Genomic DNA, 14,232 nt, shown 5'->3' with positions numbered 1-14,232 from the left:
AAAGATACAGTGTTTATCCCGAGTTCTGGTTATGTCATGGCTTAAATAAAAAAAACGAGGTGATATTCAGCCTCGGTTTTTTTATTTATTAAATCGCACCCATTAAATAACGTTCATTCGATTATTGATATGCTTATAACGTCATAAATCAATATCAAATTAGGTAATGCTAACGCCTCCATTAAGCTGCGTCGAGCACGGTATTAGGGCTATTTAGTTGCTTTAATAATCCAAAAGCTTGTTTCATTTTATCTTCTGTTACGATAAATCCGAGTAATGTGTCATCTGCATCTAATGCTTTAATGCAGATGCCTTGGGCATCAATATCGACGCGCCAACGGTGAACATTATTGACCGTAATACCGCTTAACTGCATCGGTAATAAGGGCGTTTTGACTTTAATGAGCATCGCGGGAAAATTCACTGCAGTGGCTTGATTTAACAAGGTGCTTGCCAGCGCGTTGGCACTCAGTAACGCAGGTTGTAAATAAGCCATGCTTTGCCCATTAATTTGAGCACAATCCCCTAGCGCGTAAATATCGGCATCACTTGTTTGTAAGTACTCATTAACTATGATGCCTTTATTGACCTCAAGGCCCGCATTTTGCGCAAGTTGGCTGTTCGGTATTAGGCCTGCTGCGCAGATCACCGCATCACAAGTAAAGTGCTGACCGTTATCGAGGCTAACAGCAATACGGGTGTCTTGATATTGCAGCTGGCTTACCCGAGTTTGTAATTGCACGGTTACCCCTTGCTTGGTTAGCACGGCAGTAAGCTTTTGACTTAGCATCTCAGGTAATAAGTTTGCCATCAGGCTCGCCTGCGGATCGACCAAAAAGACTTGTTTACCCGCAGTCGCTAAATCCATTGCTAACTCAACCCCGACCAGACCCGCGCCAATGACGAGTACCTTGGCAGCGCTACGTATGTTGGCTTGGCAGGCTTGATACTCGCTCAAGCTGTTAAATGTATGAATCGCCGTTATGGCGTCCCCATTCATTTTAGGAATAAAAGGTCGTGCGCCAGTAGCGAGCACTAACTTCTCATAGGCGACTTCGCGGCCTTGAGTACAAAAAACTACTTTGCGATCTTTGTCTATTTGAGTGACTTCACAGTGACTCATCAAATCAATTTGTTGATCTTTAGCAAACTCTGCGGCCGTTAATTTAATCAGATCTGCCGCCATTTGCTGGCGACTAAATACATGGCTTAAATCTGGTTTATGGTATTCATCACCCGAGTCAGCGGTAATTAAGGTAATAGCCTGCTCGGCGTTTAAACGGCGTAGTGTTTTCACTAATTGATACGCCGCAAAACCACTACCAATAATGACGATAGGCTTAGGCATGGTTCACCTCATTTTTCTTTACCGCAAAGACGCTTTTTCCAAGGCCACATTCAGGGCAGAGGAAGTCATCAGCTACTTGTGCCCAAGGTGTGCCAGCCGCAACATCTTGATTGGGCTCACCGTCTTTGGGATCGTAAACCCATTGGCAGACAGTACAAATCATAGATTGTGCATCATCTATCGCGCTTGCTTTTGTTGCTGGCACAGGCGTAATGACAGGTGCTGCGTTTTGATTAACGGCTTGGCTAGGTTTAGACATAACCTGACTGATAATAGAGCGGCTATTGGCACTATCTAGCGGGCGTAATGCCCATTCTCTGGCAATACGTTGTCCGTGCTGACGGCATTCTTGCATCGCATCACGATCAGGGCGCCATTTAACCTTTAAGCCGACAGAGGTTTCAAATCCGGCATCCATCAAACGCGTATGAATTCTGTCGACTGCGCCGCCATTCCAGCCATAGCTACCAAAAGCGGCCGCTTTTTTATTACGAAAACGTAGGCCGGTGATCTCTTCTAACATGGCGGCAATTTTAGGCATCATCACATTATTCATTGTGGATGAACCGACTAAAATACCTTTAGATCTAAATGCTTGGGCGAGGATTTCATTCTTGTCGTGGCGAGCTACGTTATACACTTTTACCGCCACATTAGGGTCAACATCATGAATGCCTTGGGCAATACCATCGGCCATCATGCGAGTATTATTGGACATAGAGTCGTAGAAAATCGTGATGCGGTCTTCTTGATAAGAATCAGCCCAAGCCAAATACTGGTGAATAATTTGCGCAGGGTTGTCGCGCCACACAATACCGTGGGAAGTCGCAATCATATCCACAGGTAAATTAAAGCTTAATACTTCGTGAATTTTAGCGGTTACTAGGCTGCTAAACGGCGTTAAAATATTGGCATAGTAACGTAGGCATTGTTCCATCAATTCATTTTGGTCGACTTCATCATTGAAGAGATGCTCATCACAATAGTGTTGACCAAAGGCATCATTACTAAATAAAACCGCATCTTCAGTAAGATACGTCATCATGCTATCTGGCCAATGCAACATAGGCGCTTCAATAAAAATCAGTTGTTTACCATTACCAACATCGAGACTGTCACCCGTTTTAACGGTAATGAAATTCCATTCTGGGTGATGATGATGGCCTACGATAGAATCGACGGCATTTTCAGTACAGTAAATCGGAGTATTAGGAATTTTGGCCATAAGTGCCGTTAGCGCGCCGGAGTGATCTTCTTCGGCATGGTTCATCACAATATAATCGATATCGTTTAAATCAATTTCAGCTTCAAGGTTTTGTAAGAATTGCTGACTAAAGCGATGATCAACCGTATCAATTAATACGGTTTTTTCTTCACGGATCAGATAACTGTTGTAGCTAGTACCTTTGGTAATTTTATATTCAGTGCCATGAAAATCTTGAACTTCCCAATCGCGTTGACCAACCCAGTGGATATTGTTTTTTACATGAATTGTCATAAATACACCTATTAGATAAGAAAGATACGTTAGAGGATCAGTGTGTTATAGCCACGGCTTAACTATCTGCTTCCCTTAAAACAGCACTTCCTATGCCAACTTTTTAAGTGTTTGTAATTATTTGTTTTTATATTTACCTATAAAGATGGGTGTCATTATGACAACTTGTCGAGGTATCATAATGACAATGTTTATTGTCATTATGACTGCGAGCCATCAATATGTATGTTCAAGCCGAACTCACCCAACTTGCCTTAGATTTAACGATTGGTCTTTCTGCTCAGGATAGATTCGAGCGCCTGCTTGCCGTTGTTAGGCGACGGGTCAATTGTGATGCTGCGGCATTACTGGTTTTTAAGGATCAACAATTTATACCGTTAGCGATTGATGGTTTATTTACTGAGGTGTTAGGGCGTCGATTTAAAATTAGCGAACACCCAAGGTTAGAAGCCATTGCCCGTGCGGGTGATGTGGTGCGCTTTCCTTCGGATAGCCAACTACCTGATCCATATGATGGTTTAATCCCTAATCATAGCGATAACTTACAGGTACATGCGTGTATTGGCTTGCCCTTAATCGCCCATGATCGCTTGATTGGCGCATTAACGATCGACGGTTTTAATCCGCAACAGTTTGATGCTTTTAGTGATAGTGAACTGCGAGTAATCAGTGCGCTTGCCGCGGCCAGCTTAAATACGGCTTTGTTAATGCAAAAGCTAGAATCCCAAGTCGTGGAAGTATCAAGCGATACCGAAGTGTTAAATCGCCATGCTAGTCAGCAGGAGATTATTGGGCAATCGACTGAGATCCAATCGTTAAAACAACAGATTAGCGCGGTAGCCAATACCGATTTATCGGTTTTAATCACCGGTGAAACCGGAGTAGGTAAAGAGTTAGTGGCAGCGGCGATACATAATCAATCGACGCGAGCCGATAAGCCCCTTATCTATTTAAATTGTGCAGCACTGCCAGAGTCGGTTGCCGAAAGTGAACTATTTGGGCATGTCAAAGGCGCGTTTACTGGTGCGATTAGCCACAGACAAGGTAAGTTTGAATTAGCCAATAATGGCACTTTGTTTTTAGACGAAATTGGCGAGTTGCCTTTAAGTTTACAGGCAAAATTATTGAGGGTTTTACAATTTGGTGAATTACAGCGGGTAGGTAGCGATAAAAGTCTAAAAGTAAATACTCGGATTATTACGGCAACTAATCGTATTTTACATCAAGAGGCGACAGAGGGCCGCTTTCGCTTTGATCTCTATCATCGTTTAAGTGTGTTTCCTATTCATGTTCCGCCATTGAGGGAGCGTGGTCTAGATATTGTGTTATTAACCGGTTTTTTCCTAGAGCGCTGCAGGGCAAAGCTAGGGCTCACCCATGTCAGTATCACGCCATCAGCACAGCAGTTATTAGAGCAATATGCGTGGCCGGGTAATGTGCGTGAATTAGAACATGCAATACACAGGGCGGCGGTGTTAGCAAAAGCCGAACTAAAAACGGTGTATATCAGCTTAAGTGATAAACATTTTCAGTTTGATCCTGTCATTATTCAACCCCAAGCTAATGTGAACCGTGAGCCCATGGCGCGAGTCGAGCCTGTGGTACAAACCATTGAAGCTCCGTCTGTAATATCGGCTGAACTTCGCGAACCGCCATTATGGGATCCCGTGATGTTGGGGCTTAAGGCCTCTACTGAGGCCTATCAGCGCCAACTTATCCGCCAAGTTCTCGCTGCCAACCAACAAAATTGGGCTGTGTGCGCCAGAATTTTGCAAGTCGATACCGGTAATTTGCATCGACTCGCGAAACGATTAGGCCTGAAAGCATAAAATTAACTGCAGAGGTTTTGTCTCCATTTAATCGCATTATGCTGTTCTTAGACAAGCAAGGTTGCCACTCCTAATAAAGCAAATAGTACTGCACAGCCACGGTGTATCCATTGCATGGGTAATTTATCGGCGCTGAAATGTCCTGCAATCACTACGGGGACGTTGGCAAGCAACATACCTAAGGTTGTACCAGCAACCACCATAGTTAATGAATCGTATTTTGCGGCTAACACCACTGTTGCGATTTGCGTTTTATCGCCCATCTCGGCGATGAAAAACAGGATAAAGGTGGCGAGGAAGGGGCCCATTTTGTAGAAACGGCTCTCTTCTACATCGACTTTATCTGGGATTAACACCCAAAAGGCGATGGCGAAAAACGATGCAGCAACTAAATAGCGTGCAACATCTGGGCTGACCCAGTTGATGGCCCATTGGCCAATCCAAGCGGCGGCAAAATGGTTGAATAATGTCGATAGAAAAATACCTAGAATAATGGCGGTTTTATTTTTAAATCTTGCGGCGAGAATAAGTGCAAGCAATTGAGTTTTATCGCCAATTTCGGCAATAGCAACCGTAAAGGTTGAGGAGAGTAGGGCTTCCAAGTGTGATCCTTTAGGGGTGGTTAAGACATAAGCACAATAAACTGTCCACCCCTAGGTGCAGTTATCATGCTCAGGTCTTGCCGGGCAAATCATTGATTTGCTGTGAACACCATGGCGTATGGCCAAGTATGTTGATGTTCACCCTAGATGACGATGGCTCGAAATCCAGTTAGCTACTCCCCCGAAGCGAGGCGGGTATTATACCTAAGTGAAATGCGCTTTCAAGCGGAAGTGGATGAAAGTGGGTTAAATGATGGCAAGTTTGTGTTTTTTCGTTTATCGCCTCGCTATAAGCTTGTTACTGTATTTAATGCCATTCATCTTTGTTCACAACTGGCTTGCCCACTGGGTTTGGCTCTGTTAATGTCCCAAACAATTTATTTAATCGATATCATTATCGGTTTGTTAATTTGGATAATCACCATTGAAACTCATGCCATTTTTCAGCGCTCGATTTAGTTAGCCTCAATGGCGACTGGATTGAAACATTCAAAGCTATTGGGGCCAATTGATCCGTTATGCACAGATCCGATTGGATGCTTTAAGTGATATGTCGCTTAGTTTGATTTAAGACATAGAGGTTATCGGTTCAAATCTTACTGAGGTAACACTCAACTAAAATTTAAATAAAATAATAATTAATCATTGAACAGGACTATTGCGTGAATCCAAAAATGTTAGGTTCAGTCGCCATCGTTGCCGGGACGGCCATTGGCGCAGGTATGTTAGCTTTACCTCTTGCGACTGCAGCCTTAGGTATTATTCCGGCGTTAGTATTACTCGTGGTTATTTGGGGCGTATCTGCCTATACCTCATTGCTCATGCTTGAAATTAACTTACGCACTGGCGTAGGTGATAATCTGCATGTCATTACCGGTAAATTATTGGGTAAAAAAGGCCAGATAATTCAAGGCGCTTCTTTCTTAAGTTTATTATTTGCTTTGACTGCGGCTTATCTCACGGGTGGTTCATCGCTATTAGTGCTTAAAGCGAAAAATATGTTTGATATCGCACTTGATAATCAAGCCGCGGTATTGATATTCACCTTAGTGCTTGGCGGTTTTGCGGCGCTCGGTGTGGCTTGGGTTGATAAAGTTTCACGTTTCTTATTTTCGTTAATGATTCTATTGCTGGTGGTGGTCGTATTATTTTTATTGCCTGAAGTCAGTATTGCCAGCATGGCGACGGGCGCTATTGCCGAGTCGATGACCAGCAGCTGGATGGCGGCGATTCCAGTGGTATTTACCTCTTTTGGTTTCCACGTTTGTATTGCGACGTTAGTGCGCTATCTCGATGGTGATGCGGTATCTCTGCGTAAAGTATTATTAATTGGTTCGACCATTCCGCTGGTGTGTTATGTGCTTTGGTTATTGGTGACGTTAGGCACAGTGGGAGGGTATGACATTAATGGATTTGAAGGTTCATTGCCTATGCTTATCACCGCATTGCAAGAGATTGCTCATACGCCTTGGATCAGCAAATGTATCTCGTTATTTGCTGATTTAGCGCTAGTGACCTCATTTCTTGGGGTGACCTTAAGCTTGTATGATTTTGTCGCCGAGTTGACCCGCGCTAAAGAAACATTTGTAGGCCGGATTCAGACTTGGCTATTAACCTTTGTTCCGCCAGTATTGTGTGCCTTGTATCTACCAGAAGGTTTTGTGGCAGTGCTCGGATTTGCTGCTGTGCCATTGGTAGTGATGATCATCTTTTTACCTATTGTGATGGCGCTGCGCCAACGCCAATTACAACTGGGCGGTTATCAAGTGTCTGGTGGTATTGGTGCGTTAGTCTTGGCAGGTTTATTAGGCGCCGTGATTATTGGTGCCCAGCTATTTGTTGCTATCTAACTGGTTGTCATTAATTGGCGATTAGAAGAAGTAGCTTTAGCGAATGCCATCAGGTAACTTTGATGAGATGTATTTGCTTTGTAAGCGAATTTGTCTGAGTCTGTTATATTGTGTGCTCGATGTGATAAAGTCAGGCCCTGTGCCTGACTTTTTGCTTTTTAGGCTTTAAAGCGCGTTATCACAGAGTTTTACGCTAAATATTTAAAATTAAAACAACAAGATTAACACCATAAAATAGCCCAGCTTGCGCGTGGCTTCATTTATATAAAATGGACTTAACACAATGAAAAAATGGTTACTCACAGTTGCCGTAGCCGCCAGTTTTGGTGCTCAGGCTGATGAAGGAATGTGGCAGCCCCACCAATTGCCTGCTATGGCCGATGAGCTAAAAGCAAAGGGGCTAGAAATTGATGCAACATCAATTTCGAAACTGACGCAATTCCCGATGAACGCCGTAATAAGCCTTGGCGGCTGTACCGCTTCATTCGTATCACCAAAGGGATTGGTGGTCACTAACCACCACTGTGCCTATGGTGCGATTCAATACAATTCTACGCCGGAAAAAAATCTACTTGAAGAAGGTTTTTTAGCTAAAACCTTCGCTGATGAATTACCTGCCACACCGGGTTCACGTGTTTATGTGACCGAAGATGTGACCAATGTGACTGAGCGCGTACAAAGCGGGCTTGAAGGTAAAGTGGGTAGCGACCTTTATCAAGGCGTTGAAAACCAAGAAAAAGCCTTAGTTGCAGAATGTGAAAAAGAAGAGGGTTACCGTTGCCAAGTATATAGCTTCCACGGCGGGCTTGAGTACTATCTGGTAAAGCAGTTAGAAATTCGCGACGTACGTTTGGTTTATAACCCCGCGGCGAGCGTGGGTAAATATGGCGGCGACGTTGATAACTGGATGTGGCCACGTCATACCGGCGATTTCTCTTTCTATCGCGCCTATGTGTCAAAAGCAGGCAAACCTGCCGATTTCAGTAGCGATAACGTACCATACGAGCCAAAAAGCTTCTTAAAAGTATCGGCTAAAGGCGTGAGTGATGGCGATTTTGTCATGGTGGCTGGTTACCCAGGTCGCACTAACCGTTATCGCACTGCCAATGAAGTACAAAATCAATTCGAGTGGGCTTATCCAGAAGGTAAGTTACTGCGCGAACGCTTTATTGAGATCATTAAAGATACCGCCCCTGAGGGCAGTGACGAGCGGATTAAGTACGAGAGCCAAATTGCTGGCCTTGCTAATTACGCAAAAAACTTCACCTCGATGATCGAGTTTTACGGCAAATCAACCATGTTGAATGACCGTAAAGCCCGTGAAGCAGAGCTTGCAGCGTGGATAGCCAAAGACAGTAAGCGTGAAGCGAAATACGGTAAAACCTTAGCGCAATTAGACGCGTTAATTGCTAAAGGTAAGGTGCATCAAGAGCGTGACATGCTGCTAAGTTACATCGGCAATACCACTCTATTACCGACGGCGCGTGATTTATATCGTTTAGCGAACGAGAAACAACTACCTGATATACAACGTGAACCAGGTTTCCAAGAGCGAGATATGGCGCGCCTAACAGCCAGCATGGAGCGTATTGACCGCCGTTATGCGCCAAGTGTTGATAAAGCTGTGTTATTCGATATGTTAAAACGCTACGCCGCACTGCCAGAGGACAAACGTCTACCAGCATTGGATAAAGCTTTTGGTATCGATAAAAAGTTCAGCGAAGCTAAACTTTCGAAAACGCTCGATAAAATGTATGCCAAAACTGATCTAGGCAAAAAAGATGTTCGTCTGGCGTGGATGGATAAATCGGTTGCCGATTTTAAAGCCTCTAAAGATCCGTTCATTCAATTCGCTGTCGCTATGTATGACACAGATATAGCTGAAGAAAAGCAACAAAAAGAACTGGATGGCGAGCTGATGAAAGTGCGTCCGCAATATATGGATGCCATTATTGCCTATAACCTAGAGCAAGGTAAGCCTGTGTATGCTGATGCAAACTCAAGCCTGCGTGTCACTGTGGGTCATGTGAAAGGCTACTCGCCAAAAGACGGTCTACAAGCTGTGCCATTTACGCGTTTAGAAGGCATAGTACAAAAGGACACAGGTGTTGAACCATTCGATGCACCGAAAAAAGAGTTAGCGCTGATTAAGCAGAAGCAATACGGTGATTTTTATGTGAAAGCCATCGATTCTGTACCGGTTAACTTCCTGTCGACGTTAGACACAACTGGCGGTAACTCAGGTTCACCCACTCTAAACGGCCGCGCTGAATTAGTCGGCTTATTGTTTGATGGTGTGTATGAAAGCATAATCGGTGACTGGGCGTATGACGATAACATCAACCGTTCTATCCAAGTGGATAGCCGCTATATGTTGTGGGTAATGAAGTATTTAGATCATGCCGACAATCTATTAGCTGAGATGGAAATCGTTAAGTAAGCCATTGCCCCACCAGCAATGGTGCGGCCTGTAGTTGCTAAGAATATTTGGATTATCAGCATTCAAGTTTGTTTTAGCGCTCTTTGAATGCAGCCATAACAAGATAATAAAATAGCGATAAACTCACTGGGTTTATCGCTATTTTTGTATTGTAAGGTTGGAAACCGTTTTGTGTAATTTGGTCGTGAGAAAGCCGTTTTATACAAATTTTTATCTAGTTGGGTTTGAGCCAATTGCGGGGATTAATCGTGACTCGGTTTGGGGCTGGAACATGTTGGTCAGTATTGGGGAGTCGTCTAGTTAAACCCGTAACTTCAGTCATTAGGAGCTTTGTGTTCGCTGCTTGCCACTCATACAGGCTTGCCATGTAATTAGCTCACCGACACGCAGCAAGTCCATCCGTGGATGCTCGACCGCCCCGTCCATGGGGCGGACGGTCGTCTCGCAAATCACCATGGCTCACCTTTTTAGCATTAGCGTAACCTTTAGATTTAAAGACATACGCAGCTCGTTTTTGGACAAAAACGCGTTAGGTTTTTTACTCTAATCAGTTGATTTCGGATTCAGATTTCTATTGATTATCACCCCGCTCACACTACTGAGAGCGTTTTTGTGTAAAGTGGTGCACAGCGACACACAAAAACGAACGTAGCAGTATGTGTCGGCGTGTAGCGGTTTGTTAAGTTTATTTTTTGTCTGTAATTGCTTTTACGCCCTTAATTGACAACTTTCGCGAGTATAAAGGAGATTTATGATATGCAGGGCTAATTTTTTGTGCAGAAGAGATAAGGTTACGCATAGCCTCTTCTAGACCTTCTTCTTTATAAGCAGTCGATGGCTCACTTTGATATGGTAGATCTGGATTGTTAGTTACGCATGGAACTGAAGGATGATTTATTTCTTCCAAGTAGCTATAAAATGCATCTTTTGATATTACAGTACCGAACATTCTCCAAGCGTATTTTTTACCCCAATAGTAACCATCTTTTGCTTTGTGTGTAACACGCTGGTCATTCTTAGCTTTTTCTGCAGGTTTATTTTCCCGAGCAATTTGTTGTGCAAATGCATAGCTAAAAAAGGGGTTAACCTCAGCTGTTTTCGAAAGAGCAGATAACTCAATTACATTTCTTCCGTTTTTAACTGTAGAAAACCCAATATTATAGCGCTGACCTTCCTCGATAACGGGAGCACTATTGGCCTCAAATTCATACATAGTATTCGTCGTTTTAGGAGTGAAACTATGAAGAAATTTACCGTTTGGAAGTTGGCTTATTTTATAATTGCTAGCAATCAGATCGTGTATTGTAAAAAGGTCTCTCGATTTCATATTCTTCCCTTGTGTGTGCTGATTCCGAGTAAACGTAACGCCGCGCAGTTTTGTAGTGAAGGCGCAGCCGAAACGAAAAAGCTATCTCTGCGACTGCGATTGTTAATGGCTACTTACTTGATTTTCCTAGTATATCCTTTTTTGACTACTCTACCGATATAGCTATTTAAGCCTTGTCCAGCTCTTGCCAGCTTATGCATTTCGTTGATGCTGGCTGCACCTGCACTTTGATTCGTGTATAGGTAGACTGAGCCATCTCCGAACTGAACGGTGATTTCGCCTGCTCCAATTTCGTATGCAACCACATTCGAGTTACCACCCAAGTTTTTATAACGTTCCATCATCACTTCCTTTTTAGTTGATACTACTTTGATTTGGAGCTTAAGCCCCTTAACGCCTTAGTATTTATGCGCTGCGCTGTTTGCTGGGCATAAATCGCCTGTTGACTGAATCTCAAATATGGCCGCTGCCACATCCGTGTAAATGGGTATAAATGATGCTATAGGAATCTACTTTTTTGGGGTAGATGTTTTTTTATACCGTTTGGTGGGTAATTACTTGATATCGTTTTAGCTTTATCATTTTTTGCTGATGAATCGCTATCTTACGACTCAAAACTCTAAGGAATACACCTCCCCTCGGAGTTGCCGCAGGGCATTTGCGTTCGTTGCGTGATCGAGGCATGGATGCCAAGATAGAGTCAGTCGAATCATGGACGAGCGTCTGACGCGATAACATAAGGACGCTAAATGCCCAAGGGGCTTTCAACTCCGTTGGGGGCGTCTTGGAGCATCCAAGGAGGATAGGACGAGCAGTCCTCCTTGGTCGGGTGTGGGGTGAAGCCCCACGACTTTGATTTTGATTAAAGCATTCAAACTAAGCTTGGCAAGCTCTAAGGTCTTGCTTTGGGGCAGACGATTAACAGCTATTGGCTTAATGTAATATCCCAACCAACCATCTATTTATATTATCGTCAGCGCTACTTTTAGCTCTGCAATTTCCGATTCTGTTAATGGCCGCATTTGGCCTTCTTGTAACTCACCCAATGCTAATTCGTGTAAATTCAATGTCATTAAGGCAATACGTTCAAGATCGATAACGCGATACCCGAGCGCCTTGGACATACGCCGAATTTGTCGATTTAGCCCTTGGGTTAGTACGATTTCAAAGCTGTCCGAACTGAGTCGGTGGACGTGGCAGGGCAGGGTTTGCAGGTATTTATAACGCACTCCACTGGCCATTTGTTCAACAAAATCATCATTAAATGGCCTGTCGAGGCGCACATGGTAGGTTTTGCTGTGGGCAAAACTGGGGTGCATGAGTTTATGGGTCAGTTCGCCATCATTAGTTAACAGCAGTAGGCCGCGAGAATCTTTATCGAGCCTGCCGACAGGATAGAGTCTTGGCGCTTTAGGAAGCAAGTGTATAAGGCTAGTTTCATCTTGCTCCAGCAGTCGGCAGTCTGTGCCCACGGCTTTGTTAAACATCCAATAGGCGAGCGTTTCGGTTTGAATGATAGGTGTGCCATCAAGCTCAATACTATCGAGGCAGTTTAAAGATTCGTCTAAATGGATAGGATCTGTGTGGCAGGCGATGCGGCCATTGAGCGTGATGCGCCCAGCCTCAATCAAACGGCAGGCTTCACGGCGTGAGCCAATGCCACATTGGGCGAGGTATTTTGCGAGGCGCATAGTAATCCAATGTTGATGAATTTAAACATAAAAAAGGAGCCGAATCCGGCTCCTTCAATGGTACTTATCGGCATCTTAATTAGCTATTTCAACCTGCTGTTTAACACGCGATAAGTACAGTGCTATCTATCAATGACGTTTGCGGAAAATCACAATCGCAACAGCGACTACGGCTAAAATCATGCAATACCAAGCGTGTGATACCGCAGCTAGTGGTGTGATGCTAAAGGTCGAGGCGATAAGTAAAGCTTGGGCGCCGTAAGGGATTAACCCCTGGATAATACAGGCGAATATATCCAATATACTGGCGGCACGCTTTGGGCTCACGCCATGTTTTTCGGCTAAGTCCTTGGCAATATCGCCCGTCACAACGATAGAAACCGTGTTGTTGGCCACGCAAGAATTAGTCACTGCGACTATGCCAGCCATACCTAGCTCTGCTGCGCGGCATGATGCTTCACCTTGTGCCTTTGAGAAACGCGTGATCAGCTTTTCAATCTGTTTGCTTACAAAGGTGAGGCCACCTTGCTGCTGCATGAGCGCCGCTAAACCACCGACCAGCATAGACAGAATAAAAATCTCCTGCATATTACTAAAGCCGGCATAAATATCTTTACCAAATTGGATCACGCCGTAATCCATGGTCAATAAACCGGTTGCGCCCGCGAGCAAGATACCTAAGGTTAACACCACAAATACGTTCAAACCTGCCACGGCTAAGATCAAAATGGTCAGATAAGGAATGACCTTAATAAAATCGATGTTCTGCGCGGCTAACTCCGCTTGGCCTTGGCCTGCAAATACAAAGGCAATAAAAGTCAGCAGTGATGCTGGGATAGCGAAAATGAGGTTTTCACGAAATTTATCTTTCATATCACAGCCTTGGGTACGAGTGGCTGCAATGGTGGTATCGGAAATAATCGACAAGTTGTCACCAAATAGGGCTCCAGACATTACAGCGCCGGCCATCAGGGCATAGTCGATTTGTGCTTGGTCGGCTACGCCAAGGGCGATGGGGGCTACGGCGGCGATGGTGCCCATTGAGGTGCCCATTGCAGTTGCAATAAAAGCGGCAATGACAAAAAAGCCGGGTAATAACAGATTTGATGGGATTAACGATAAACCTAACGTAACCGTGGCATCGACGCCGCCAGTGGCTTTAGCGACGGCAGCAAAGGCGCCTGCTAACAAATAAATCAAACACATAGCAATAATATTGCTGTGACCAATACCGCCAATAAAGGTATCAATCGATTGATTTAATTTTTGCTTCGATAAAATTATCGCCAGTATGATCGCGGGTAAAATAGCGATAACACTCGGTAATTGATAAAAAGCAAAGTCGACACCTTGGCTTTGAAAATACATGCCAGCGCCAATAAAAAGACCTAAGAAGACAAATAATGGCAACAGGGCAACGAAAGATGCCGGGCTGTGCTGTGATGTTACTGTTGATGAATCGCTCAATGTTATCTCTCTTATACTTAGCGTTTTTCCGCAGCATCCTTAGCAGTCAAACTCGTTTAAATGGGCGTCGCTTTAGCTTCGTATCTTAGCAACTTAAGGCGAAGCATATTTGATCCTCTGCATCGTGTCAATTTAGACGTCTAGACGTTTTTACTTCTAATGTGATCGTGAGGTTATTAT

Annotated in this window: 10 protein-coding genes; 3 read left to right on the top strand and 7 right to left on the bottom strand. The window is 44.1% G+C overall.

Going from position 1 to position 14,232, the window contains the following annotated elements:
• Positions 1–181: 181 nt before the first annotated feature.
• Together norW and norV are read right to left on the bottom strand one after the other, a co-directional pair.
• Complete coding sequence (gene norW, locus ACRN9H_RS13560; RefSeq protein ID WP_432314418.1) at positions 182–1,348, bottom strand: NADH:flavorubredoxin reductase NorW; 1,167 nt, start codon at positions 1,346–1,348, stop codon at positions 182–184.
• On the bottom strand, positions 1,341–2,846 hold the full coding sequence (gene norV, locus ACRN9H_RS13555) for an anaerobic nitric oxide reductase flavorubredoxin (protein WP_432314416.1): 1,506 nt from the start codon (positions 2,844–2,846) through the stop codon (positions 1,341–1,343). The genes norW and norV overlap by 8 nt, the downstream gene beginning before the upstream one ends.
• 221 nt (positions 2,847–3,067) lie before the next feature.
• Between norV and norR the strand changes: the two genes are divergently transcribed.
• Complete coding sequence (norR, locus tag ACRN9H_RS13550; RefSeq protein ID WP_432314414.1) at positions 3,068–4,675, top strand: nitric oxide reductase transcriptional regulator NorR; 1,608 nt, start codon at positions 3,068–3,070, stop codon at positions 4,673–4,675.
• 47 nt (positions 4,676–4,722) lie between these two features.
• On the opposite strand, the gene ACRN9H_RS13545 is transcribed toward norR, so the two are convergent.
• On the bottom strand, positions 4,723–5,277 hold the full coding sequence (locus ACRN9H_RS13545; protein WP_432314412.1) for a TMEM165/GDT1 family protein: 555 nt from the start codon (positions 5,275–5,277) through the stop codon (positions 4,723–4,725).
• Positions 5,278–5,951: 674 nt separating this feature from the next.
• Here ACRN9H_RS13545 and ACRN9H_RS13540 point away from each other — a divergent pair.
• Both ACRN9H_RS13540 and ACRN9H_RS13535 read left to right on the top strand, forming a co-directional pair.
• Entirely contained in the window at positions 5,952–7,127 is a 1,176-nt protein-coding gene (locus tag ACRN9H_RS13540; protein ID WP_432314475.1) for an aromatic amino acid transport family protein, read from the top strand.
• Between the two features lie 283 nt (positions 7,128–7,410).
• Complete coding sequence (locus ACRN9H_RS13535; protein WP_432314410.1) at positions 7,411–9,567, top strand: S46 family peptidase; 2,157 nt, start codon at positions 7,411–7,413, stop codon at positions 9,565–9,567.
• 685 nt (positions 9,568–10,252) lie between these two features.
• On the opposite strand, the gene ACRN9H_RS13530 is transcribed toward ACRN9H_RS13535, so the two are convergent.
• From ACRN9H_RS13530 to ACRN9H_RS13515, 4 genes are all read right to left on the bottom strand, one after another.
• Positions 10,253–10,894: a hypothetical protein gene (locus tag ACRN9H_RS13530; RefSeq protein WP_432314408.1), complete on the bottom strand. Its 642-nt coding sequence runs from the start codon at positions 10,892–10,894 to the stop codon at positions 10,253–10,255.
• A 113-nt stretch (positions 10,895–11,007) separates the two neighbouring features.
• Positions 11,008–11,235, bottom strand: a complete 228-nt coding sequence (locus ACRN9H_RS13525; protein ID WP_432314406.1) for a hypothetical protein — start codon at positions 11,233–11,235, stop codon at positions 11,008–11,010.
• 621 nt (positions 11,236–11,856) lie between these two features.
• The gene (locus ACRN9H_RS13520; protein WP_432314404.1) at positions 11,857–12,585 is read right to left on the bottom strand and encodes a 23S rRNA pseudouridine(2604) synthase RluF; all 729 of its coding nucleotides are present in this window, start codon (positions 12,583–12,585) and stop codon (positions 11,857–11,859) included.
• 129 nt (positions 12,586–12,714) lie between these two features.
• Positions 12,715–14,052: a Na+/H+ antiporter NhaC family protein gene (locus ACRN9H_RS13515; RefSeq protein WP_432314402.1), complete on the bottom strand. Its 1,338-nt coding sequence runs from the start codon at positions 14,050–14,052 to the stop codon at positions 12,715–12,717.
• Positions 14,053–14,232 lie beyond the last annotated feature (180 nt).

Origin of the sequence: Shewanella sp. MF08487, from assembly GCF_050848685.1 — a bacterium.
Taxonomy (GTDB): domain Bacteria; phylum Pseudomonadota; class Gammaproteobacteria; order Enterobacterales; family Shewanellaceae; genus Shewanella; species Shewanella glacialipiscicola.
This window is presented reverse-complemented; position numbering and strand designations above follow the sequence as displayed.